General features: G+C 41.8%; 18 protein-coding genes. 12 read left to right on the top strand and 6 right to left on the bottom strand.

What is annotated here, in order from left to right; all coding sequences use genetic code 11:
• Window positions 1–193 precede the first annotated feature (193 nt).
• A complete protein-coding gene (locus B4Z47_RS17730) occupies window positions 194–640 on the top strand; it encodes a DoxX family protein (RefSeq protein WP_046675828.1) in 447 nt (148 codons plus the stop codon).
• Window positions 641–677: 37 nt separating this feature from the next.
• On the opposite strand, the gene purL is transcribed toward B4Z47_RS17730, so the two are convergent.
• Window positions 678–4,409 (bottom strand): phosphoribosylformylglycinamidine synthase, encoded by a 3,732-nt coding sequence (purL, locus tag B4Z47_RS17725; protein ID WP_115048059.1) that lies wholly within the window; start codon window positions 4,407–4,409, stop codon window positions 678–680.
• Window positions 4,410–4,559: 150 nt separating this feature from the next.
• Between purL and B4Z47_RS17720 the strand changes: the two genes are divergently transcribed.
• The 5 genes from B4Z47_RS17720 to rny all read left to right on the top strand — a co-directional run bounded on the left by B4Z47_RS17720 (window position 4,560) and on the right by rny (window position 10,113).
• Window positions 4,560–4,904 carry a hypothetical protein gene (locus B4Z47_RS17720; RefSeq protein WP_139145085.1) on the top strand — a complete coding sequence of 115 codons (345 nt, stop codon included), beginning with the start codon at window positions 4,560–4,562 and terminating at the stop codon, window positions 4,902–4,904.
• A 219-nt stretch (window positions 4,905–5,123) separates the two neighbouring features.
• Entirely contained in the window at window positions 5,124–7,520 is a 2,397-nt protein-coding gene (gene pheT / locus B4Z47_RS17715) for a phenylalanine--tRNA ligase subunit beta (RefSeq protein WP_070569976.1), read from the top strand.
• 40 nt (window positions 7,521–7,560) lie between these two features.
• Window positions 7,561–7,866: a hypothetical protein gene (locus B4Z47_RS17710; RefSeq protein ID WP_046675830.1), complete on the top strand. Its 306-nt coding sequence runs from the start codon at window positions 7,561–7,563 to the stop codon at window positions 7,864–7,866.
• 54 nt (window positions 7,867–7,920) lie between these two features.
• Window positions 7,921–8,211, top strand: coding sequence for a cell division protein ZapA (locus tag B4Z47_RS17705; RefSeq protein ID WP_046675831.1), 291 nt, complete (start codon window positions 7,921–7,923; stop codon window positions 8,209–8,211).
• Between the two features lie 348 nt (window positions 8,212–8,559).
• Complete coding sequence (gene rny, locus B4Z47_RS17700) at window positions 8,560–10,113, top strand: ribonuclease Y (protein ID WP_070569714.1); 1,554 nt, start codon at window positions 8,560–8,562, stop codon at window positions 10,111–10,113.
• 335 nt (window positions 10,114–10,448) lie between these two features.
• Here the strand turns inward: rny and B4Z47_RS17695 are convergent, their stop codons facing one another.
• Entirely contained in the window at window positions 10,449–11,099 is a 651-nt protein-coding gene (locus B4Z47_RS17695) for an HAD-IA family hydrolase (RefSeq protein WP_070569715.1), read from the bottom strand.
• Window positions 11,100–11,240: 141 nt separating this feature from the next.
• On the opposite strand from B4Z47_RS17695, the gene B4Z47_RS17690 reads away from it, so the two are divergent.
• Window positions 11,241–11,768, top strand: coding sequence for an Mpo1-like protein (locus tag B4Z47_RS17690; RefSeq protein ID WP_046675834.1), 528 nt, complete (start codon window positions 11,241–11,243; stop codon window positions 11,766–11,768).
• A gap of 164 nt (window positions 11,769–11,932) precedes the next feature.
• Here B4Z47_RS17690 and B4Z47_RS17685 read toward each other — a convergent pair whose 3' ends face one another.
• Entirely contained in the window at window positions 11,933–13,258 is a 1,326-nt protein-coding gene (locus B4Z47_RS17685; RefSeq protein ID WP_046675835.1) for an ABC transporter permease, read from the bottom strand.
• The gene (locus tag B4Z47_RS17680) at window positions 13,251–14,186 is read right to left on the bottom strand and encodes an ABC transporter ATP-binding protein (RefSeq protein ID WP_115048061.1); all 936 of its coding nucleotides are present in this window, start codon (window positions 14,184–14,186) and stop codon (window positions 13,251–13,253) included. The genes B4Z47_RS17685 and B4Z47_RS17680 overlap by 8 nt, the downstream gene beginning before the upstream one ends.
• 413 nt (window positions 14,187–14,599) lie before the next feature.
• Between B4Z47_RS17680 and yihA the strand changes: the two genes are divergently transcribed.
• The 3 genes from yihA (at window position 14,600) to B4Z47_RS17665 (ending at window position 17,858) form a co-directional block, all read left to right on the top strand.
• Entirely contained in the window at window positions 14,600–15,229 is a 630-nt protein-coding gene (yihA, locus tag B4Z47_RS17675) for a ribosome biogenesis GTP-binding protein YihA/YsxC (protein ID WP_046676372.1), read from the top strand.
• A gap of 17 nt (window positions 15,230–15,246) precedes the next feature.
• Window positions 15,247–16,101, top strand: a complete 855-nt coding sequence (locus B4Z47_RS17670; RefSeq protein WP_070569725.1) for a UbiA-like polyprenyltransferase — start codon at window positions 15,247–15,249, stop codon at window positions 16,099–16,101.
• A gap of 80 nt (window positions 16,102–16,181) precedes the next feature.
• Window positions 16,182–17,858, top strand: a complete 1,677-nt coding sequence (locus B4Z47_RS17665; RefSeq protein WP_070569727.1) for a PNGase F N-terminal domain-containing protein — start codon at window positions 16,182–16,184, stop codon at window positions 17,856–17,858.
• A gap of 77 nt (window positions 17,859–17,935) precedes the next feature.
• Here the strand turns inward: B4Z47_RS17665 and B4Z47_RS17660 are convergent, their stop codons facing one another.
• The gene (locus B4Z47_RS17660) at window positions 17,936–18,394 is read right to left on the bottom strand and encodes an Lrp/AsnC family transcriptional regulator (protein WP_046675839.1); all 459 of its coding nucleotides are present in this window, start codon (window positions 18,392–18,394) and stop codon (window positions 17,936–17,938) included.
• A gap of 160 nt (window positions 18,395–18,554) precedes the next feature.
• On the opposite strand from B4Z47_RS17660, the gene B4Z47_RS17655 reads away from it, so the two are divergent.
• The gene (locus B4Z47_RS17655; protein WP_115048063.1) at window positions 18,555–19,622 is read left to right on the top strand and encodes a PLP-dependent cysteine synthase family protein; all 1,068 of its coding nucleotides are present in this window, start codon (window positions 18,555–18,557) and stop codon (window positions 19,620–19,622) included.
• 99 nt (window positions 19,623–19,721) lie between these two features.
• Complete coding sequence (locus tag B4Z47_RS17650) at window positions 19,722–21,404, top strand: protein-disulfide reductase DsbD family protein (RefSeq protein ID WP_115048065.1); 1,683 nt, start codon at window positions 19,722–19,724, stop codon at window positions 21,402–21,404.
• Window positions 21,405–21,798: 394 nt separating this feature from the next.
• Here B4Z47_RS17650 and B4Z47_RS17645 read toward each other — a convergent pair whose 3' ends face one another.
• On the bottom strand, window positions 21,799–24,321 hold the full coding sequence (locus tag B4Z47_RS17645) for a DUF5686 and carboxypeptidase-like regulatory domain-containing protein (protein WP_115048067.1): 2,523 nt from the start codon (window positions 24,319–24,321) through the stop codon (window positions 21,799–21,801).
• Window positions 24,322–24,377 lie beyond the last annotated feature (56 nt).

Genomic DNA, 24,377 nt, shown 5'->3' with positions numbered 1-24,377 from the left:
TGATTGATTGATTGATTGATTTTGGAAACAGCGTGAGGCCTCATTTGCCAACGATTGGTTTGAGCAGAAGTGTTGCGTAGGAGTGGGCTGTCTTCACTTCGTAACATTTTGATAGTGAATCATCTCATACAAACAACTTTTTTACTGTTCAATTGTTATTAGGCTATAACCATCTATAAAAAGGAGGTATGTTATGAACCTGATACACAAAATTGAGCATTGGGGCGATGCACATCACCCACAATGGATCGATTACCTAAGAATAGCCTTAGGGATCGTTATTTTTGCCAAAGGTGTAAGTTTCGTAAATGATAGGGACGTTGTTCAACACATGATTGAGCAAAGTAGTTTCCACTTATCATCATGGGGTGCGGTTCACTATGTGGTTTTTACCCATTTGGTAGGCGGGCTGTTCCTTATCTTAGGTTTTCAAACCCGTTTAGCCTCATTACTATTATTTCCGGTATTGGTAGGGGCTGTATTTTTTGTTAATATCACCCACGGGTTTAGTTATTTGAATTCCGAATTGTGGCTTTCTATAGTCGTATTCTTTTTGCTGATCTTTTTTATGGTCATGGGCTCTGGAAAATACTCCCTAGATCAAATGATGAACAAACCAGGATACAAAAGGGATATCTAAAAAAAACTCCTTCATACATGAAGGAGTTTTTCTTTTTTTATTTGCCTTGCTCGTCAATCCATTGACGTGCATTAACGAATGCTTCAATCCAAGGAGAAACTTCGTCCTGACGACCTTTTGGATAATTTGCCCAATGCCATTGGAACACCGAACGCTCAATATGTGGCATCGTAGCCAAGTGGCGTCCAGTCTTATCGCAGACCATTGCTGTATTATAGTCCGAACCATTTGGGTTATGCGGATATTGCTCATAAGCATATTTTGCCACGATATTGTATTGCTCTTCCGCATACGGAAGGTTGAATTTTCCTTCCCCGTGTGAAATCCAAACCCCTAAGGTACTTCCCGCTAGTGTCGATAACATGACCGAATTGTTTTCCTGAACTTTTACAGACACAAAGTTTGACTCGTGTTTCCCTGAAGTATTGTGTAGCATTTTTCCATGGATTTCATGCTCAGGATTGATCATTTCAAGTTCCATAAATAACTGACATCCATTACAGATACCAACCGAAAGTGTATCCGGACGAGCAAAGAAGTCGGTTAAGGCTTTTTTCGCTTTTTCATTGTAAAGGAAAGCACCGGCCCAACCTTTTGCCGAACCCAATACATCTGAGTTCGAGAAGCCTCCGACGGCACCGATAAATTGGATGTCTTCCAATGTCTCACGACCAGTGATCAAATCGGTCATGTGAACATCTTTCACATCAAAGCCTGCCAAGAACATGGCATTTGCCATTTCGCGTTCGGAGTTGGAACCTTTCTCACGAAGGATTGCCGCTTTCGGACGTGCTTTAGTTCCGTCGATTTTTGGTTTCTTACCATCAAATTGACTTGGGAAAGTAAAGGCTAGGGGTTGGTGTTTATAATTATCAAAACGTTGTTGTGCAGTTCCATTTTTAGATTGCTTGGAATCCAAAAGGAAGGATGTCGTAAACCATACATCACGTGTTGCTGCTACATCAAAGCTGAATACCGCTTCTTGATTTTTAATTGTTACTGTATTACCTTCGATCACCTGACCAATTTTAACCGCGTCTACACCGGCATCTTTCACGATCGCTTCAAATGCAGCGTCGTCTTTCGCTTGAAGGACAAGTGCAATATTCTCATTAAAGAAGGCTTTTACGCTATCCGATTCATGTAATGCCGAAAGGTCATAATTGGCACCAAGATTAACATCGGCAAAGGTCATTTCCAATAAGGTTGTAATCAAGCCACCCGAGCCTACATCGTGACCAGCTTCGATCTGTCCTTCGTGAATTAATTGCTGTACGGTATTGAATGCTGTTTTAAAGTAAGCAGCATCTTGAATGGTCGGTACTTCAGTACCTAATTTATTGATGATTTGTGCAAATGACGAACCCCCTAATTTGAACTGATCTTTTGATAAGTTGATGTAATAGATCGATCCGGCTGTTTTGTTTAGCACAGGTTCAACCACTTTGGTGATATCAGTACAGTTTCCTGCGGCAGAAATGATCAATGTGCCAGGGGCAATGACGTTTTCGCCGTTTGGATATTTTTGCTTCATCGACAAAGAATCTTTTCCCGTGGGGATATTGATTCCCAATGCAATGGCAAAATCCGAGCATGCTTTAACAGCTTGGTATAAGCGGGCATCTTCACCCTCATTATTGGCTGCCCACATCCAGTTGGCCGATAGGGAGATTCCTGCAAGACCATTTTTGATTGGGGCAAATACGATGTTGGAAAGCGATTCCGCAATAGCCGTTCTGCTTGCCGCAGCCGGATCCACTAAGGCAGCCACAGGGGAGTGACCTATTGTTGTCGCAATACCTTCTTTACCTTTATAATCCAATGCCATGACACCGACGTTATTCAACGGCAATTGCAATGGACCCGCACATTGTTGTTTGGCAACACGGCCACCAACACAACGGTCTACTTTATTGGTTAACCAATCTTTGGAAGCAACCGCTTCCAGTTGTAATACTTGGTTTAAGTAGCTTGGAATATTAGCTGCATCATAAGCAAGATCAGCGTAGTTACGAACTACGGTTTTATCGCGCATGAAAGTTTTTGGCGATGAGCCAAAGAAATCTTCAAGGGCGTAATCCATTGGTTTTTCACCCGTACTTTTTGATTCGAAAATAAAGTGGTGGTCGCCAGTGACATCACCTACGGTGTACATTGGTGCACGTTCGCGATCGGCAACACGTTTTAAGGTGTCAATATCATCTTCGGCGATCACAAGTCCCATACGTTCTTGCGATTCATTACCGATAATTTCTTTTGCGGATAGTGTAGGATCGCCTACAGGAAGTGCATCCAGGTCAATCAAGCCGCCGGTCTCTTCAACAAGTTCAGATAAACAGTTTAAGTGGCCACCTGCACCATGATCGTGGATAGACACAATAGGGTTATGATCAGACTCTACTAAGCCACGAACAGCATTCGCTGCACGTTTTTGCATTTCGGGATTGGAACGTTGAATGGCATTAAGCTCAATTCCAGAACCAAATGCCCCTGTATCTGCAGAAGATACAGCAGCGCCACCCATTCCGATGCGGTAATTTTCTCCACCTAGGATAACAACTTTATCGCCAGTTTTCGGCGTATGTTTTTTCGCTTGATCCAGTTTTCCATAACCAACACCACCCGCTTGCATAATGACTTTGTCGTAACCAAGTTTACGGCCATCCTCTTCATGTTCGAAGGTCAATACAGAACCTGTAATTAAGGGCTGACCAAACTTATTACCGAAGTCAGAAGCACCATTGGAAGCTTTAATCAGGATGTCAACCGGGGTCTGGTACAACCATTGACGCTCTTGCATCGCATTTTCCCATGGCCGCGTTTTGTTGAGTTCCTTTGCCGGTTCAGTAACTGTTCCTGCCTGAAGGTCCAATTTATTTTGTTCCAATCGCGAATAAGCAGTCATGTATACGGCAGTACCCGCCAATGGAATCGCTCCTTGGCCACCGGCCATACGGTCGCGGATTTCACCACCTGACCCAGTTGCAGCACCCGAAAATGGTTCTACAGTAGTCGGGAAATTGTGTGTTTCAGCTTTTACGGATAAAACCGAATCAAATGCTTTCTCTTCGTAAAAGTCAGGTTTGTCGGCCGATTTAGGTGCAAATTGTGTGACACGTGGACCTTTGACAAAGGCAACGTTATCTTTATAAGCAGAAACAATCTCGTTCGGATTGGTTTCAGAAGTCTTTTTAATTAATTTAAAGAGGGAAGTGGGTTGCTCTTCGCCATCAATGATAAAGGTACCATTGAAAATCTTGTGTCTACAGTGTTCAGAGTTTGCTTGTGAAAAAGCGAATACTTCCGAGTCTGTAAGCAGACGACCCAATTTGGTCGAAAGGTTATTGAGGTAATCTACTTCTTCTGGATTTAGCGCTAGGCCCTCAGATTTGTTGTAGGCCTCGATGTCTTGAATTTCCAATATCGGTTCAGGTGTAATGTTGACGGTATACATGTCCTGTGTCAACATACTGAACTTTTGGGAAATCATTGGATCGAAGTCATTGAAATCCGCTGGTACCGGTTGAAATTCTTCTATACGAACAATTCCTGCAATTCCCATATTTTGCGTGATTTCTACTGCATTGGTACTCCAGGGAGTAACCATCGCGGCGCGGGGTCCTACAAAGTAATGGTTAAGGTTTTGGTCGTCTAGTTTTTTGGCGTTGCCGAATAGCCAGTTGAGTTTAGTAATGTCTTCTTGTGATAAAGAGTTTACGCTTTGAACACCATATACAGTGTTCGATGGGTTCTCAAAGAAATGAATCATTATAAATGTTTGTTTTGAACGTTCTTCAAATTAAAGCACAAAGTTACATATTATTTTTATGGAAATGACTGGATTTTTGATTAAAAAATAGGTCTTTAAGATTGGACATAAAAAGGATAAAAATTGGTACAATTTGATAAGGCTTTTTTTATGAAATTGTGTCGGGCTTGCTTATTCAAGAGCGGAGTGTATATGCCTAAAGTCCGTTTAATTCCCTTTAAATCCGCTCAAGTCCGTACGCTATTCGGCAACGGATCAGGATTGCTTCGGGAACGGCTCGGGACAGCTTCGAGACAGCTTCGAGACAGCTTCGGCTGGGCTTCGACTGGGCTTCGGGAAAGATTCGGGTCCGCTTCGGCAAGGAGCCGAACAACGGCCGAACAGCAGGCGAAGCAATCCCGACCATGTTCAGGCCATGTCCCGAAGCTGCCCCAAACCAAGGCCAACGATGTGCCGACTAAAGCCCAAAGCACCTTGTCCATGCGGAAAACCTGAAAAAGCATAAGCAATAGCGCAAGAAAAACGCCCTGTGGCAAGTCGGTTTGTTCGCCGAAGCCCAACAACCCCTTAGATCATATGGTAATTTGTCATACAGCCGGTGAGGATAGGGGCTGCCAGCTATCTTCAAATTCAGGACTTCCGGCGATGATCGGCAAATTGACGTTGGATATAAACTCAAATTTATCTAAGTTTGTGCATCAAATCAGATTCGAGATGAATATTTCATATAATTGGTTAAAACAACACGTTAATATAGATTCGACACCGGAGGAACTATCACTGATCTTAACAAATACAGGATTGGAAGTAGAAGCTTTGGACGTCGTGCAGAGTATCCCAGGTGGATTGGACGGTTTGGTTGTTGGTGAAGTGAAAACTTGTGAACAGCATCCTAATGCCGATAAATTAAGAGTAACCACTGTTGATGTCGGTGGACCGGAGTTATTGCACATTGTATGTGGTGCACCAAACTGTCGTACAGGATTGAAAGTTATTGTTGCTACAGTAGGTACTACTTGCCATCCGCTTACCGGAGAGCCTTTTAAAATTACCAAATCTAAAATTCGTGGTGAAGTTTCCGAAGGTATGTTATGTGGAGAAGATGAAATCGGTTTGGGTACATCTCATGCCGGCATCGTTGAATTACCAGCTGACGTTGCAGTGGGGACCTTAGTGAAAGATCATTTCAATATCCAGGATGATTACCGTTATGAAATTGGCTTAACACCAAACCGTGCAGATGCTGCTTCGCATTTAGGTGTTGCAAGAGATATTGCGGCACATTTTCGTACACACGTGTTAAAGGCAGATGTTTCTGCATTTAAGGCTGCTGAGGCGGAGGGAACGACAGTGGTCGTTGCAGACGCACAGGCAAGCCCACGTTATAGCGGTATCAATATTACCGGTGTTCGCGTTGGCGAATCTCCCGATTGGTTAAAAGAGAAATTAAATGTTATCGGTGTTCGTCCGATCAATAATATTGTCGATGTTACCAATTATATACTACACGATTTAGGTCAGCCACTGCATGCTTTTGATGCTGATAAAATTGCGGGAAATAAAGTCATTGTTCGTTTGGCGACTGAGGGTGAAAAATTTGTTACGCTGGATGGTGTGGAGCGTACCTTGTCTGCAGAGGACTTGGTGATTGCTGATGCAGAAAAACCAATGTGTATTGCGGGTGTTTTCGGTGGAGCACATTCGGGTGTATCAGCCGAAACGACCAATGTATTTTTGGAGTCGGCCTATTTCAATGCTGTTTCTGTACGGAAGACCTCCAAAAGACATGGCTTAAAAACAGATGCCTCTTTCCGTTTCGAACGTGGTACCGATCCGAATATTACGGTTGAAGCCTTGAAGCGCGCAGCGTTATTGATTCAGGAAATTGCGGGTGGAACGATTTCATCGACGCTAAAAGATGAGTATCCCGTGGTGATTAACCCGTTTTCATTTCACGTGAGCTATGCGAATGTGGTTCGTTTGATCGGTCAGGCGATCCCAAATGAAGAAATTAAATCCATTATTGTCGCTCTTGGCATTGAAGTCGCTTCAGAAACTGAAACAGGACTTGATGTGTTGGTGCCTGCATACCGCGTTGATGTCACACGCGAGGTAGACGTTGTGGAAGAAGTGTTGCGGATTTATGGTTATAACAATATCGAGTTGAAGTCACAAATTAAGGCCTCTTTAAATACGGTTGAGAAGCCGGATAAGGAAGTTGTCTTAAATCAATTGGCTGATCTGCTCATCGCCAATGGGTTTCGTGAAATTCTGTCCAACTCCCTAACGAAGCTGGATTATGCGGATGATAGCGAAACGGCGGTCAAATTGTATAATCCATTGAGCTCGGATTTGGATACAATGCGTCAAAATATGGTTTTTTCTGTTTTGAGTGCGATTGAATATAACCAAAAACGAAGAAACTTTGACCTGAAGTTCTTCGAATTCGGTAAAACTTATGCGCTGGATGGTGAAGGCTATAAAGAAACGCAGCATCTGGCTTTTGCCATGGCAGGTAAAAATGAAGCTGAGCAATGGAACAGCAAAAAAGACGCGGTTAATTTCTATAACCTTAAAGCGGCTGTAGATACGCTTATCAAACGCTTGAAAATTGAAGGAATTCAGATACAAGATGCTACAAGTACACATTTCGCCTATGGTTTGAACTATATGAAAGGGCAGAAATGTTTAGTTTCTTTTGGTGCAATCGCGAACGCAGATTTGAAAAAAGCAGATGTTGAAGGTCAGGTTTTCTTTGCTGATTTTGACTGGGATGTTTTGATGAAAATTATTCGTAAGAATAGCATTCAATACAAAGAAGTTTCCAAATTCCCGGCTGTGCGCAGAGATTTGTCGCTCTTGATCGATGAAAATGTGAGCTTCGATAAGCTACAATTTGTTGCTCAAAAGACCGAACGCAAGCTTTTGAAGGAGGTAAATGTGTTTGATGTGTATAAAGGTGATAAAATTCCGGAAGGGAAAAAGTCTTATGCTCTGAGCTTTATCTTGCAGGATGAAGAAAAAACACTTACGGATAAGCAAATTGATGCGATAGTTCAAAAATTAATTGTTAATTTTGAGAAGGAACTAGGTGCGGAAGTGCGTGGTTAACGAGAGATACAACATTAATTGGTAATATTCAATTTATACTATGGCAACATTGTCTTCACAAATGAATCTGATCGTTGAGAAAACGAAAAATTTAATTCAATTGTGCGAAGTCTTGCAAGAAGAAAATGATTTGCTTAAATTAGAGGTACAATCCTTAAAAGTGGCTTTCGATGCGAGCAACGATAAGAGCAAGCAGTTGGAAGAGAAGGTCAAAGCGTTGGCAGTTGCCCGCACGTTAGATTCTGAAACGGATAAGGAAGCAATTAATGAAAAAATACTTGACACAAAACAAAAAATTAACGATTTTGTGCGGGAAATAGACAAATGTATTAGTTTGTTGAAATAGTTGGGAGAAGTGTTATCGGATTCAAACTAATACAACGTTAAAAAGCTCAAAGAAATGGGAGAGATTTCCATAAAAATAAATATCGCAGATCGTGTTTATCCCCTTCGGGTGGAGAGCGCGGAAGAAGAAGTAATTCGACATGCTGCGAAATTGATAAATGAAAAAGTAAAGGAATTGCAGGAAAACTATACTGTGAGAGATAAGCAGGATTTGTTGTCCATGTGTGTATTGCAATTTGCGACGCGTATGCTTAATGCAGAGCGGCAGTCCCAAAACCACGAAGTGGGCTTGGAAAATTCAGTACAGGAACTTGATCAGTTGTTGACGGATTTCTTTAAAAAATAAATTTACGTTCTTTATATTTAGAGCTTAAACGACGAATTTGCCGCAATTAAATTCGGGTTGTCACTATTTTAAACTTAACGCTTCAATATTACAGGCGCAAAAAGATATAGGCCATTTTGCGAAAGCCATCTGGGTCATAATCTAAGCCTAATTATGTAATCACGAAGTTTAATAATACATGAGACCTGTTTAAATTTAATTGCGGTTTTTTTTTGTCATGAAGTCTTATGAGCTTATCAGGCTCGCCACATTGGTGCATACCAAAGAAGGGGAATAGGACGATTCATGATTTTACTGGAATTTGAATATAATTAATAAAAACAAACATAATAATACAATTATACATACATGGACATCGCAATTTATAGCATAATTTCTCTGATTGTTGGTGTTGTTATAGGTCGTTATCTATTGGTTTTGTTGTTTAAAAAGCAAGAACAGGAAGCCAAGGATAAGGTAAATAGCATACTGAAAGATGCAGAGCAGGAAGGGGAACACATTAAAAAGAAACGCCTGTTAGAGGCCAAAGAAAAGTTCCTTCAATTAAAATCTGAACATGAAAAGGAAGTCAATCAACGTAACAATGCCATCAACCAGAAGGAAAATACGTTAAGACAAAAAGAGCAGTCAATTAACCAAAAATTGGAAAACATCAACCGCGACAAGCAGGACGTGGATACCAAGAAAAAGCAATTGGATAAATTGGTTGAACTGAATGAAAAGAAATCCGAGGAAGTAGAAGCGTTAAAATTGCAACAGATTAAGCAATTGGAAAGCATCGCTGGCGTAACTGCCGACGAAGCAAAAAATCAATTGGTGGATTCGTTGCGTGAAGAAGCCCGCTCACAAGCCATGATTCAAATCAAAGATATTGTGGATGAGGCAAAATTGACAGCGACTAAAGAGGCGAAAAAGGTTGTTATACAGACGATTCAACGCACCGCTACGGAATCTGCGATCGAAAATACCGTTTCAATTTTCAATATTGAAAATGATGAAATTAAAGGTCGTATTATTGGTCGCGAAGGTCGTAATATTCGTGCATTGGAAGCTGCAACGGGCGTAGAGATCATCGTAGATGATACACCTGAAGCAATTATCCTATCCGGTTTCGATCCTGTACGTCGGGAAATCGCACGTTTAGCTTTACACCGTTTGGTAACCGATGGACGTATCCACCCGGCACGTATTGAGGAAGTTGTTGCAAAAACACGGACGCAAATTGAGGATGAAATTGTTGAAATCGGTGAACGTACAGCGATCGATTTGGGGATCCATGGTTTGCACCCCGAATTGATTCGTATGGTAGGGCGTATGCGTTACCGTTCATCTTACGGACAGAATCTTTTACAGCACTCGCGTGAGGTTGCTAATTTTGCTGCGACAATGGCTGCAGAACTGGGCCTGAATGTTAAACATGCGAAACGTGCTGGATTACTTCACGATATTGGTAAAGTGCCTGATGACAATCCAGAGTTGCCACACGCTATTTTAGGTATGCAACTTGCAGAGAAATACAAGGAACACCCTGATGTATGTAACGCAATTGGTGCTCACCATGATGAGATCGAAATGACGGCTTTAATATCTCCGGTTGTTCAAGCTTGTGATGCGATTTCTGGCGCACGCCCGGGCGCACGCCGTGAGGTTGTAGAAAGTTATATCAAGCGCTTAAAAGAGCTGGAAGACTTGGCTTTATCGTATCCTGGGGTTGAGAAGACCTTCGCGATACAAGCTGGTCGTGAACTACGTGTCATCGTGGAGAGTGAGAAGGTCTCTGATGCGCAGTCGGAAATACTCGCTGCTGATATCTCTAACCGTATCCAAACGGAAATGACGTATCCAGGGCAAATTAAAGTAACTGTTATCCGTGAGACAAGATCGGTGTCTTACGCAAAATAGATCCTAAGGATCCATCATAAAAAAAGCTCCAATCAAAATGATTGGAGCTTTTTTTATGGAATTCTACAGCTTTCGCTCAACAGGATGATTTCAGTTATTCAAGGTGTTTGGGTATTGACTTGAACTGTTCTCAATAAACTTGGCCTGAGTAGAATTAGCCTGAATTGACTTGTGTCTTGCCTGGCGAATGGACTTGAATTGGTGTCAATAGACTGTATTGGAATTGATCTGAATAGACCAGACTTGAATAGACTGAACTTGAATAGACTAGACTTGAATCAAGTTGACCTAAATGGACTCAACCTAAATTGTCTTTAATTTAGGATCCCTATTTTTTAATTGAAAAATTCGATCAGGTCAGGCACTGTCTGGATGAGATAGGTCGGTGACTCCTGCTCGAGTTCGGCTTGGCTACCATAGCCATACAGTACGCCAACAGCATCCATGGCAGTTTCCCTTGCGCCAATCAGATCATGTTTACGATCGCCGATCATGAGGCATTCCTGTGGATTTGTTAGTTTGGCCTTTTCCATGACATATTGGATGACGCTGGTTTTGGTCGGTCTGGAATCGTCCAAAGCGCTTCCACCCGCAAAATCAAAATAGGTATTTATTTCAAAGTGTTGTAATATTTTGTGGGCGAATATTTCGGGTTTGGAGGTCGCCAGATAGATGCTGTACCCTTTTGTTTTCAGGAGCGTTAAAAGCTCGGGTATGCGATCAAACAGGATGTTCTCGTACAGTCCTATGGCTGAAAAGCGCTCCCGATATTTTTCTACACAGGCAATTGCTTCGCTTTCCCCAAATCCAAAGGTATGTATGAAAGAATCTTTAAGGGGCGGACCGATCAAGGGTTTGAGGCTATTCAGATCGGCTGTATGGATGCCTTTGGACTCCAAGGCATAGGCAATACATTTTGTAATCCCTTCTGCAGGGTCGGTCAGGGTTCCGTCCAGATCGAATAAGATATGTTTGTAAGACTTCATGCTGCAATATTACGGAATAGAATAGGAGTAAGCGAGTTTGTTTGCCCTGAAAGCAGATAATGACCTACGGCAGACCAAAAAATAGGGAATATTATCATTTTTAAGACCTAAGGCATGCTCAATATTTGTTAAATTTGCCGAATGAAACAAAAGAAGAAAGTTCAAGAAGTCGAACCTTTACGTCCCGTAGATAAGTATTTTGCGGAGCTGGATGCTAATTTTCAGGATCCGACCAACCGCCTGATTCAGGCCATCTTTTTACCATTATTATTTTTTGGTATCATGGGCTGCATCTGGATGATTCCATTTCCACAGTTCGAATTCTTGGTCAAACTCAATTGGCATACCTTTTTGAATTGGGGCTCTTTCTTCATCGCTATTGTCATTTATTATTATTTAAAGCTGTCTGCAACCTTGTCCTATGCGATATTATTCTCGATCGGGGGTATGAGTTTCTTTATCGTGCAACTGGAATACGCACAGAAGAACGGTGGCCCGGCTGTCATCTGGGTGTGTTTGGGAATCGCATTGCTATCTATTGTCGCGCTGTTTATCGGTAAGGGAAAGGAAAAGAAGAAAATCACAGGACAACAGTTTCTGCAGTTTTTACTTGTCGGACCGATATGGCTGTGGCATTTTGTCTTTAAAAAATTGAAATTAAGATATTAATTGAGCTGTCCTTAGGAGCTGATCGCATTGCATCTGATCGCATCCTAATCGGGGGCTTAAAAGAACGGGGCCAAATTGCTTGCAATTTGGCCCCGTTCTTTTAGTTGAGCGCTGACATAGATCGGGGATATCCGACAGCCATGCGTAATTAGTTCAGTACATAACTAACTTTTGTAATTGAACCATTTGATGATTTCTTTGAGATTTGCCTTTTTTCCATAGATCAAAATCCCGACGCGGTAGATACGTGCAGCGACCCAGGTTACCAATAAAAAGGTCAGTATGAGCAAGGTCAACGAGGTCAGGATCTGCCATAGGGGTACACCAAAAGGTATGCGAACGAGCATGGCGATCGGTGAGGTGAATGGAATAAAGCTCAACCATGTTGCAATCGGTCCATTGGGATCATTGATAATGACGCCGAAAGAAAGAATATAGGTCAATAGCAAGGGCATGGTAATGGGCATGGAAAACTGATTGGCCTCTGTTTCGTTGTCGACAGCTGAGCCTGCAGCGGCGAAAATAGCACTATACAATAGGTATCCGGCAATAAAAAACAGAAAGAAGAAAATGATGACCTCCGTGAAATTAAAGCTTTGGATCGACGTAAGGATCGAAGCGGAATCATTCTGGGCCATAGCTTTTGATACGGTACTCATATTACCCGCTCCAGGTTGGCTAGCGGCTACTTCCTGCATATCCTGCGGATTGACAAACAGTAGCGTTGCTGTGATAAATAAGCCCCCGGTAAGCACAAGCCACATCACAAATTGGGTCAGTCCAACCATACCGATTCCAACAATTTTACCCATCATGAGCTGAAAGGGCTTGACCGAGGAAATAATAACTTCGATGATACGATTGCTCTTTTCTTCGATAATACCACGCATTACCTGGGCACCATAAAGAAACAGGGATAGATAGACTAAGATAGCCAAAGCGACACCAAGGCCCATTGCAATGGCCGTGTTGCTGTTCTTTTCTTCGCCGTCGGCTGTTATTTCTTTTGCATCGATGCTGACTTTCGGCTTAATGGACTGGATAATCTGCAGGTCAATTCCCTTGGCTTTATATTCCTTTTCACGGATGATCTCTTCCAGCTGTCCGCTAATGATCTCCTGTATGACAAAGCTGGTCTTGCCACTGGTAATGAGTTCGGCTCTTTGGCTTGTTAAAATATCTTTTGGGATATAAAGGATCGACTGTTTTCCTTCACTTTGGGTCAGCTGCGCTTTTTGTGCCTGGAGATCCAGTTTACTGATTGTATAACTTACATTTTTATTGCTTTGCAGTTTTCCCGCAAAGTCGCCTTGTTCATCTAAAATAAAGACTTCGGTGTGTGAATCTTTAAAGCTCTTTTTTGTCAGATAAAACATGCCTGCATACAATGCAAAAAAGAACAATGGCACGGCAAAAGTCATGACAATAAAAGATTTTTTCTTGACACGGGATAGGTATTCCCGTTGAATGATAAGTAGTATTTTATGCATGATCTTGAGATAGGGGTGAGACTTGTGTAACTTTTTGAATGAAAATATCCGCCATAGAGGGAACGATTTCGATCAACTGGTTGAGCTGTATTTGGGGTAAGAAACGCATTAAGACATTATTGATATGAATATTGTTATTTAGCTGAATTGTAGTGTTGTATGTTTTGTCGTGCTTTGTGGACGTGATGACTTTAAATAGGCTGTCTTCGGATAGAAGAAAATTATCTTCATTGGCTGTATATTCCAATCGATAGGTTTGATTTCGGTATTCTTTTTTAATCGCCTGTACGGAACCATCGAGTATTTTCTTGGATCGGTTGATGAGGGCGATATTATCGCAAAGCTCTTCCACAGTCTCCATACGGTGTGTGGAGAATATAATGGTCGCCCCCTCTTGATTCAATCGGAGAATCTGTTCTTTTATGATATTGGCATTGACGGGATCAAATCCCGAAAAGGGTTCATCCAAGATAATCAATTGTGGTTGGTGGATGACCGTGGCGACAAATTGTACTTTCTGCTGCATACCTTTACTGAGATCTTCAATTTTTTTGTCCAACCAGGATGTGATGTCCAGGCGCTGGCACCAATCTTGGATGCGTGCTAGGGCTTCTCGCTTGGAAAGTCCTTTAAGTTGCGCCAAATACAACATTTGATCGCCGATTTTCATTTTTTTGTACAGCCCCCGCTCTTCGGGTAAATAGCCGATTTGTGCAATATGCTGTGGACCCAGCGCTTCGCCATTAAACAAAATCTCACCGGAATCGGGCGCGGTAATTTGGTTAATAATACGGATCAGGGACGTTTTTCCAGCCCCGTTTGGCCCCAATAGTCCGAAAATTTTACCCTTTGGGATTTGAATGGATACGTCGTCCAATGCACGGTGATTGGCGTAATCTTTGGTGACATGATTGATTTCGAGTAACATCTATTTTAAGGTTTAATTAATTCGTTCTTTGAGTTTGTTAGAAATATTCCTTTTTTCCCAAAGACTGACGTTTATTTATGTGATTAGTATCTTGAGCAGCTGAATTGTTACAGCAGCTCCGAAAAATTTCTTGTTTGGTGATGCTTCCATTTTACCTACTGGACTTCTTATTACAAGATTTATTTTTTTTATGGCATGCAGGACTTCTTTTATTTGGCTAATAAGACGTATACCCAACCGCATAGTGCATCTTCGGAATGCGCTCAGTTGTTTGATGAATCGTTTGAAGTGAAAGTTAAAAATAATTGGGGACATTTTAGTCCCTGGCCAATTAAATAGGAGACGGAGCTTTTTTATGGAATAGAAGCGGTACACATCTTGTCAAAGGGATTCATTTAACGTACCTTTGTTCCATGGAAGTGAAAAAAGCCGAATTCGTGTGCAGTAACACGAGAGTTGACAAATTACCTGCACCCAATTTGCCGGAGTATGCGTTTATCGGACGTTCAAATGTCGGTAAATCATCGTTGATCAATGCAATGACCAACAAGAAAGGACTTGCCAAGACCTCCCAAAAGCCTGGTAAGACTCAGTTGATCAATCATTTTATCATCGACGATACCTGGTATCTGGTGGATTTGCCGGGTTATGGTTTTGCCAAAGCCTCTAAAACAAGTCGCACGGAATGGGAGAAGTTCATCCGTAGGTATCTTACCCATCGGGACAATTTGCAATGTGTTTTTGTATTGGTAGATAGCCGTCATGAACCACAGAAGATAGACTTGGATTTTTGCTATTGGTTGGGCGAATGTGGTTTACCCTTTATGTTGGTTTTTACCAAGGCAGACAAGCAATCGACTGTCAAATCCGATGTGAATATTGCGAAATTTAAAAAATCATTGCTTCAATGGTTTGAAGAGGTGCCGCCGATTTTCCTAACTTCAGCAGAAAAGAAAATGGGGCATGAGCCTATTTTAGAGGCTATCGATGAAGTTAACGGCCGATTTGTTCGCCCTGAACCCGAAGGAAACGAACAATTTTAGCTAGATCTTAAGTTCAGATGAAAAAATACTTGTCCTTAGTTTTATTTGCCCATAGTGTATTTGCATTACCATTTGCCTTCATCGGTTTCTTTTTGGCATTGCATACAACGGACTACACCTTTTCGTGGAAATTATTGGTTTTGATGCTCGTGTGTATGGTAACGGCCCGTAATGCCGCTATGGCATTCAATCGTTATTTGGATCGCGATATTGATGCCATTAATCCGCGAACGGCCATGCGTGATATTCCTGCCGGAAAAATTTCTGCTAAAAATGCATTGATTTTTACGTTAGTAAATTGCCTTATTTTTATCGCAGCGACGTATTTTATCAATTCTCTTTGCTTTATGTTGTCGCCCATTGCACTTTTTGTTGTGCTTTTTTACTCCTATACGAAGCGCATAACACCCTTATGCCATCTTGTATTGGGAGCAGGGCTAGGATTGGCTCCAATAGGTGCATATATGGTTATTACAGGACAGTTTGCGACTGTTCCGGTACTTTATGGCTTCGCAGTGTTGACCTGGGTGAGCGGCTTCGATATTATTTACGCGTTGCAGGATGAAGCATTTGATCGGGCCAATCAGCTGAATTCTATACCCGTTTGGTTGGGAACGAAGGGAGCCATGCGCGTTTCGGAAGGTCTGCACGTGTTTTCTTTTATATTTATTTTAATACCAGCATTTTTGATGCTGGTAGGTTGGATTTATTATTTAGGTGTGGCCTTTTACGGAGCCTTGCTGATTTACCAGCATACCCTGTTTTCATCGACTAATTTAAGTCGGGTCAATCGTGACTTTATGACAACCAATGGTTATGCCTCGGTGATTTTTGCGGTATTCTACCTCTTGGATATCTGGTTGATCAAATAAACGTTTTAGCATAAAATAAGAAAGGCTTTAGGAATTCCTAAAGCCTTTCTTATTTTTGCATCTAAACCAATACACATGCTATGAAGAAAAGTATTCTTTTTACCTCTATTTTATGTTTGTCATTGTCGTCGCAGGCGCAAAAGCTGTCGAGTTATGTCATTCAATATAACCAAAGTTTCAATGGGAATACAGCTGCCAATCAAAATGCCATCCTCGTCTATGCCAATGAAAAGGAGACTTTTGTCAGTTCAGCGAAGGAAATGCAGGGACAGTTGGCGCCGCCATACGAACGGGTTGTGGTGGAGCGTTCCGGAGGCAATGCCTTACTTAAAATTGCTAAACTCAAAGATGGATCAATCATTCTAACCAAAGATTCGCTCGCGCTTTCGAAGCAAAAGTTTAACACGACAAACGAGACTAAAACAATCTTGGGCTATCCCTGCAAAAAAGTAGAGACCAGCATCAATTCCAATAAAATAGAAGTTTGGTATACCGATAAATTAGGGGTAAAAGGTGCACCCACGGAACTTGGTCAGGATCTTGGTTTGGTACTTGAGGTAATCCGCAATGGGAATACACGGACTTTTGCCACCAAAGTAGAAAAGGTCAAGACGATACCGGATCAACTGCGGCTAAAAGGAAATGAAAAATTGTACGATGAACTCTCGTATAAAGATCTGATCTGGAAAAATCGTTTTATCCAAATACCTATTTTTCGGAAGGAGCGTATACGTTTTGCGGATGATGTAAAGTCGGATTCTGTTTTGCGTTTTGCCAATGGGACTGTTTTGGTAAAAAAGGTGAAAATCCCAAAAATAAAGACTAGCGATAATGTATTTGTGCAGTTGGTCGAACAATCGAAAGGTGATGCCTACGATCGCACCGGGTCAGTTTTTATCATCCCGACCAACAAAGCGCAGAGCTTTTTGGATGGCATGAAAAATGGTATGGGTACCCTGCCTAAGTACGAAAATGGAAATGGTAAAGCTTATCAAGGCGTTGTAAAAACAGCATCTTTTGAACCTATTGTTGAATTGATGCGTTTCTTTACACCCTTTGGTGTTAAGCAGTTTAACTATCTTCAGTTAAAGGATAAGGTTTGGCAAGATTCGGTGCTGTACCGTCAGGACGTAACGGAACTGGCTGGTCTGTTGAGCGAGCAGGAAATCTATGTAGGCGCCTTCATTGGCAATTATGATAAAAATGGACATGAGGTGAGTGTGGAGCTGACGGTGCATCCGGGTTTCGATGCCGAGTCAAAAGGTAGTCTGAAAAAGACGATGTCTTTATTCACCACAACCAACGTTATGGAAATGGGCGGCCAGGAGTATGGATCTATGTTTGATAAGGAGAAAGGTCTTACTGTTTCGTTTCATTTGGACCAGGACGCTAAAAACGTGCAATTACGCTACATTACCACAGGGCATGGAGGCTGGGGCAATGGTGATGAGTTTGTGCCGAAGGAAAACCGCATTTTCCTAGACAATTCATTACGCTTTAAATACACGCCGTGGCGTAATGATTGTGGCTCGTACCGTTTGTCAAACCCAGCTTCAGGCAATTTTGCCACAGGTCTGTCTTCATCCGATCTAAGCCGCTCCAATTGGTGCCCGGGTACAGTAACACCACCAATCTACATTGATCTGGGGGATTTAAAAGCAGGTGACCATACGATGCAGGTGCAGATTCCACAGGGAGCTCCTGAAGGAACAAGTTTTAGTAGCTGGAATGTGACAGGAACCTTGTTGTTCGATTAATTAGTTTTTCATTGCTGTCATATGCAATAATGCTATTGCATATGACAGCAATATTCCTTGGGTTTTTAAGACAAAGATTAAAGGGGGTAGGCCGTCTCGCTTTTTGTCTCCGATAATACAAAGTAGGTCTGTACGGTATTTACTTGCGGTAGTACGGCCAGTCGATGCCGCAGAAAAATATGATAAGCATCCATATCTTTGGTTGCGATACGTAACATAAAGTCGTAAGAACCCGCCATTTGGTAGCATTCCATCACCTCGGGAAATTTAGCTACCTCTTTTTCGAATTCATTCAACACTTCAAAAGTATGCGCCTTGAGAAAGACCTGAGAAAAGGAAATTAACCCAATGCCTATCTTGTGGCGGTCCAAAATTGCCACCGTTTTTTTGATGTAGCCCAACCGCTTTAGCTTTCTAACGCGTTCGTGAACAGCAGCGATAGATTTGTTAAGTTCAAAGGATAGCGCTTTATTGCTCATGGAGGCATCTTGTTGTAGGAGGCGTAATAATTTTACATCTATTTCATCCAATTCCATAATCTGAATATTTTCGGTACGGTTGTAAAAATACGCTATTGTTCTGAATTATTTATTGGTTTTTATATCTTTTAATTTAATTTTTATTGAAATTATAGTGATGTGTTGAATATTATCTTGTCGATGGTCAATTTTGCAACAGAATAATCATTTATAAGAAATGGCTGAACAAGAATTATTAAGTGCGTGTTTGTCACCTGCATTGGACAAGAGATTCAAACATCTGTGGAGATTGGTCGGAAATACACCGATGTTGGAACTACAGTATACTTACAAAGGTAAACCCGGACGAATTTTCGTGAAATGTGAGAACTACAATCTGACTGGTAGCATTAAGGATCGGATGGCGCTTTATATTTTATACAAAGCGTATATGAATTGTCAGATCCGGCCGAGTGATGTTGTCATTGAAGCCACAAGTGGCAACACAGGGATTGCCTTTTCAGCAATCGGTAAAGCACTTGGTCATCAGGTAAAGATTATTATGCCCAATTGGTTGAGTAAGGAGCGTACCGATATTATTCGCAGCATGGGTGCCGATATACAGCTGATAAGCAAAGAAGAAGGTGGTTTTTTAGGAAGTATTCGTTTAAGTGAAGAGCTTGCTGCAAAGGGCGGTGTTTTTCTTCCACGCCAATTCGAGAATCAATATAATGCCGAAGCGCATGAGAAAACCACCGGTTACGAGATTGTAAAGCAACTGGAGGAACAGGGCTTAGTTGCTGATGCTTTTGTTGCTGGTGTGGGAACTGGTGGTACGGTCATGGGTGTAGGTAGAAGCTTAAGAAAGGTAAACCCAAATGTCCGCGTCCATCCGCTAGAACCGGCAGAAAGTCCAACCTTAACTACAGGGCATAAGGTAGGTTCACACCGTATTCAGGGAATATCTGATGAGTTTATTCCTGCCATTGTGGATTTGGATGAACTCGATACGGTCGTATGTGCCAACGATGGCGACTCCATTATCATGGCGCAGAAGCTATCGCGCCAATTGGGATTGGCTGTTGGAATCTCTTCGGGAGCAAATGTAATCGGAGCGATTAAATTACAGCAGGAGCTGGGCGATGAAGCTGTCGTGGTGACCTTACTTTGTGATGATAACAAAAAATACCTAAGTACCGATTTGGTGAAAGAGGAGCCGGTAAAAGAAGGGTATCTTTCTACGGACGTTGATTTCTCGGGTTTTCAACCGATCTGCAGATTGGCAAATCCGGTATTTGGTGCTTAAAAAGATTTAGTTTCATATGTTTATAGTTAACTCGGGGAGTCTCTAGCTCCTCGGGTTTCATTTATTCAAAAACCAATTTATACCTAAGAATAACACAACATGAAAGTCAATTTTAAATTATTAATCCTTTTGTTGTTGTTGGTTGCGCCTGTGGCAATGTTTGCCCAAGCGGATACAACAAACACGTTGGAGGGGCTTGAGTTTACGGATGGTACGATAAGTCCCGATTCACTGTCCTTTGAGGAGTCTCCAGATACCGCTACCGTAAAAGCCGATTCCGCCCAGATGAAATCGGTAGCTGGGACAATCGTAGACAAAGCTGGGGCAGAAGGCAAAAAATCGCTGTGGAGTATCTTTATTGCGGGCCTTTTAGGCGGTTTTGCCGCTTTATTGATGCCTTGTATTTTTCCGATGTTACCGCTGGCGGTGAGTTATTTTACCAAACAGGCGGGGAGTCGTGCCAGTGGTATTAGTAAAGCCCTGTTATATGGATTATTTATTATTGTGATTTATGTGGCTCTGGGGATGATTATCACGATCGCATTCGGGTCTGATGCACTCAATGCACTTTCCACCAACGGTATCTTCAACTTCATTTTCTTTTTGTTGTTGGTGGGCTTTGCGGCATCTTTTTTTGGTGCTTTTGAAATTACCTTGCCAAGCTCCTTTGTCAATAAAATGGATGCCAAATCGGATAAAGGTGGATTAGTGGGGTTGTTCTTTATGGCCTTCAGTTTGTCCTTGGTTTCATTTTCTTGTACGGGACCGATTATAGGGACACTGTTGGTTGAGGCAGCTTCGAAAGGCGAGAGATTGGGTCCAGCAGTTGGGATGCTGGGATTCTCCATTGCCTTGGCCATTCCTTTTGGTTTGTTCGCGATGTTTCCTTCGATGCTTAAATCCTTGCCGAAATCTGGCGGTTGGCTGAATAGTGTAAAAGTCGTTTTAGGCTTTTTGGAACTCGCTTTAGCGTTGAAATTTTTATCCAATGTCGACCTAGCTTACCACTGGAACTTGTTGGATAGAGAGGTGTTCCTGTCGCTATGGATTGCTATTTTTGCGTTGATGGGGCTATACCTGATTGGCAAGATCAAGTTCTCCCATGATAGTGAGCTGAAATTCCTGTCTGTTCCTCGAACTATTTTGGCCATTGTTGTTTTTTCTTTTGTGGTCTATATGGTGCCAGGTTTATGGGGAGCGCCTTTAAAATCAATTTCCGCTTTTTTACCGCCATCGGCAACACAAGATTTTGATCTTTCTTCGGGTGTAAGTGCCGGAGCTGTTGCGCATTCAGATGGAAAGGTGAAAAAATATGCTGAAATTTTTCATGACAGAGGCACGCCTAAGGGATTTGATCCTTATTATGATTACGACCAGGCCTTAGCTACGGCTAAAGAATTAAACAAGCCTGTTTTAATTGATTTTACGGGCTGGAATTGTGTCAATTGTCGTAAAATGGAAGCGAATGTCTGGACGGACAAAGCTGTGGCAAAATTATTAAAAGAAGAATTTGTGATGGCCGAACTTTTTGTGGATGATAAAACCGAGCTGGCTGCAAACGAACAATTTGTTTCAAAGTATAGTGGCAAAAAGATCAATACCATCGGCAAGAAAAACAGCGATTTTCAAGCGGCTACATTCGATAGCAATTCGCAGCCGCTGTACGTTATTGTCGATCCGACGGGCAAAAAACTGGTGCCCCAGAGTGGTGCCAACTACAATGTAGAAGAGTACAAGGCATTCCTACAAAGTGGTGTGGATGCATTTAAACATAAAAACTAACCATCGTCATATGCTATTTTATCCTCCTTGTACTATGCAAGGGGGATTTTTTTGTTCATAAGCCATCGGTTTTTGTGTCTGCAGGCCTGATGCAGTGGGGCTTTCCTCGTATTGTGTTCGTACCAGCTTCGGAAGGCGACAATCTTGCAATAAATATTGACCAGCCCCTGACCAGGTAATTCCTGGTCAGGGGCTGGTCGGAATCTGATCAACATCTGTACAACATCTGTTGTATCTCCGAATAAGGTACGAAGCAGGTACGAAGCTTTCCCCGCTATTTCGTCCAGAAATCGTTGGCGGGGGAGCCTATGTTGCGGAAGCCTAGGGCAAAAAAAGAAGCCCCGTCATTTATATGAACAGGGCTTCAAATTATACTATAAATTTATGGAAACTATTAGAAGTCAAATCTGACCCGCGCACGAATACCCCAAGCTGGTGCATCGACGTGATCAAGATAATTTAGACGTTTTACGTAGTCCACGCGTAATATTTTAAAAATGTTGGATAGACCGATACTGGCTTCCATATAAGGTTCTGAACCGAAGGTATAAGAACTCTGTACACCTTCTGCATTGTGCTGCCAAGTGAATACCTTTGAGCCATAGTTAGGATCGTCAGGATTGTTTTCCTTGCGCAGTCCGCCATATACACCTTTGAAGCTAAATACTTCACGTAATTTAAGCTTTTTGATCAAAGGAATTTTATTCAACAGAAAACCGTTCATGTAATACTGCACGTTCAATGAGGCATTGTGGTCACTAACAAACTCCAGGAAGTTCATTAAGTTATACGAGTTCAATTGATAAGCATAGGTCTGATTGGCACGATGGATTGTCAAGAAAGGGAATGGGATCTCTTTACCTGCAATATAGTTGCCTTCAGCTGTTACGTCAGCAAATCCAAATTGACTAAAATAAAAGCGTTTGAATGCACCAACATTAAAGTTGTGATAATTGTATTCACCTTTAGCCAATCCTTTGATTCCAGCAGTATAATTGAGCGTGAAGATCGGATATTGATTGAATATAGGTGTCCGGTAAATCTTGCCTTGATAGAACTCTTCATGTGGAGCATATCTGAAATTTACGGATACTTCTGTCGAGTTCAATTCATTAAACAGTCTACTTTCATTGTTGGCATCTACCATCTGGTAGGTAAGGCTTCCAGCAGGTGTTTGTCTGTTGATATTGAATGCCGCGCCAATAGCCAAGTGGTTTAAAAATTCTTTTTTATACTCTAAGCCGTAATTTGTCTCATAAATGTAACGGTCATTATCACCGCGTTTGAAAGACAGCAAGAAGTTGTCTTCCTGAATAAATTCCAGTTTTTGTCCAGGAATCTTCGTATCCTTTTTATAAGAGGCCCTGATGTAGTGCATTGGGAAGGAGTAGACCGATTTGTTGTTAAATGCGTAGGTACCGCTGAAAAAGTATTTCCATTTCTGATCTTTAAAACCATAGGCCGCATACGATTCAGCATAGAAACGCTTGCTTAGCGCTTCTGTTGTACGTCCGCCGACACGTAAACGGAAACCTTCTACGGGATTAAAGCTATAGAATGTATTGACTGGACCGATCTCAACTGGGCCGGCCTGTTTGTATCCTGACAGCAATAAGGCAGCGATATCCATGAACGAACGGAATGAAGGGATCTTTTGTAAGGTATCAATATTATGATAAATATTCAGTTCGTTTTGCGCAAGGACAAGCGGACGTTGTGTTTCAAACAATGTTTTAATCGCTTTCTTATTTTCTACATTATAGGCAATGACCGTAGATGGACCATCATAGGTACTATCAGGACGCTGAATGCCGACTTTGTAATTGTTGTAATCAACTGTACGACTTCCGCGGATCCCCATGCCTTTTTCCGTTAAAGAAAAATCGATACCCAGGGTACTTGTTTTTAGGTAGAAGCGACTTTTGCTGTCTTTCTCAAATTTAAGCTGTATCTGAAGGTCACGTACAAAGTTTAGATTGATATCATCGGCCACAGTCATATTGGCGCCCTGCACCGCATAATTGCCGTCTAACGTCACATACAGTTGACCTTTAAATAACATGTCGGCCTTGTTGCGTGGAAAGAAGCTTAATTCGACCAACCAGGGTTGAACAGTCTTAATGGTATCCGTTATAAAAAACTTATAAAAAGTAGGAGCGGAATTAGCAATTGGACTTAAAAACTGATTGGTAACCAATGAAATGTTGTTGTCGTAAATATCAACTTGTTCGTACAGTTTATTGAAGTAGGCTGTCAGACCATCATTATCAATAAATCTAGGGTCAAATTGTGCCCGTTGGTCACCAAGGATATACTGTTTGGTTTTGCTTGGATCTTTACGGTAATATACCTTGGACATTTTTTCTTCAATAAAGGCAGGCAAAACATATTTGTTGGCTGTTTTAGCGGAGTCGTCCGTTTCAAAAAGAAATTGATAGTTTTTGAATATTTTTTTATTGACGAATTTCTCCGAAAGATTGCTCAGTCCTAAAGACATCTTCTCATACTGGTCAAATTCAGCATATTGTTGTCCTGAAAGTCTATTTTTCTCCTTATTCTCGATGACTTTTCGGATCAGTGCGACAGCAGGATTATCTTTGTTGCTGTATTTTTTCTTTGTGGCCTTGACAACAACTTCTTCCAGCATGTTGTCCTGTTGATCCATCAGAATTTCTTTTGTTTGCGTTGCATCATTCGTAACAAAAGCGTCTTTGCTGTCATACCCAATGTAACTTGCTCTGATTTTTACATACGATGTTGGAAAGACAAGTTTAAATTCACCATTTGCATTGGTCGACGTCGTGGTTCCAGCAGAAGCCGGAGCGCCAACGACGGCTACGGTAGCATAGGGTATAGGATTCTTGGTCTTTGCATCTTTAACTGTACCGGTTACGGTCTTGTTTTGGGCAAAAGCCATGGACACCGTTAGTACGAGCGTTATCGAAAAAAAGAGTTTAGTTATGAAGGTTGTTG

It is taken from the genome of Sphingobacterium sp. UBA2610, from assembly GCF_002339225.1.
Lineage (GTDB): Bacteria > Bacteroidota > Bacteroidia > Sphingobacteriales > Sphingobacteriaceae > Sphingobacterium > Sphingobacterium multivorum.
The sequence above is the reverse complement of the archived record's forward strand: the minus strand, read 5'-3'. Positions and strand labels throughout refer to the sequence as shown.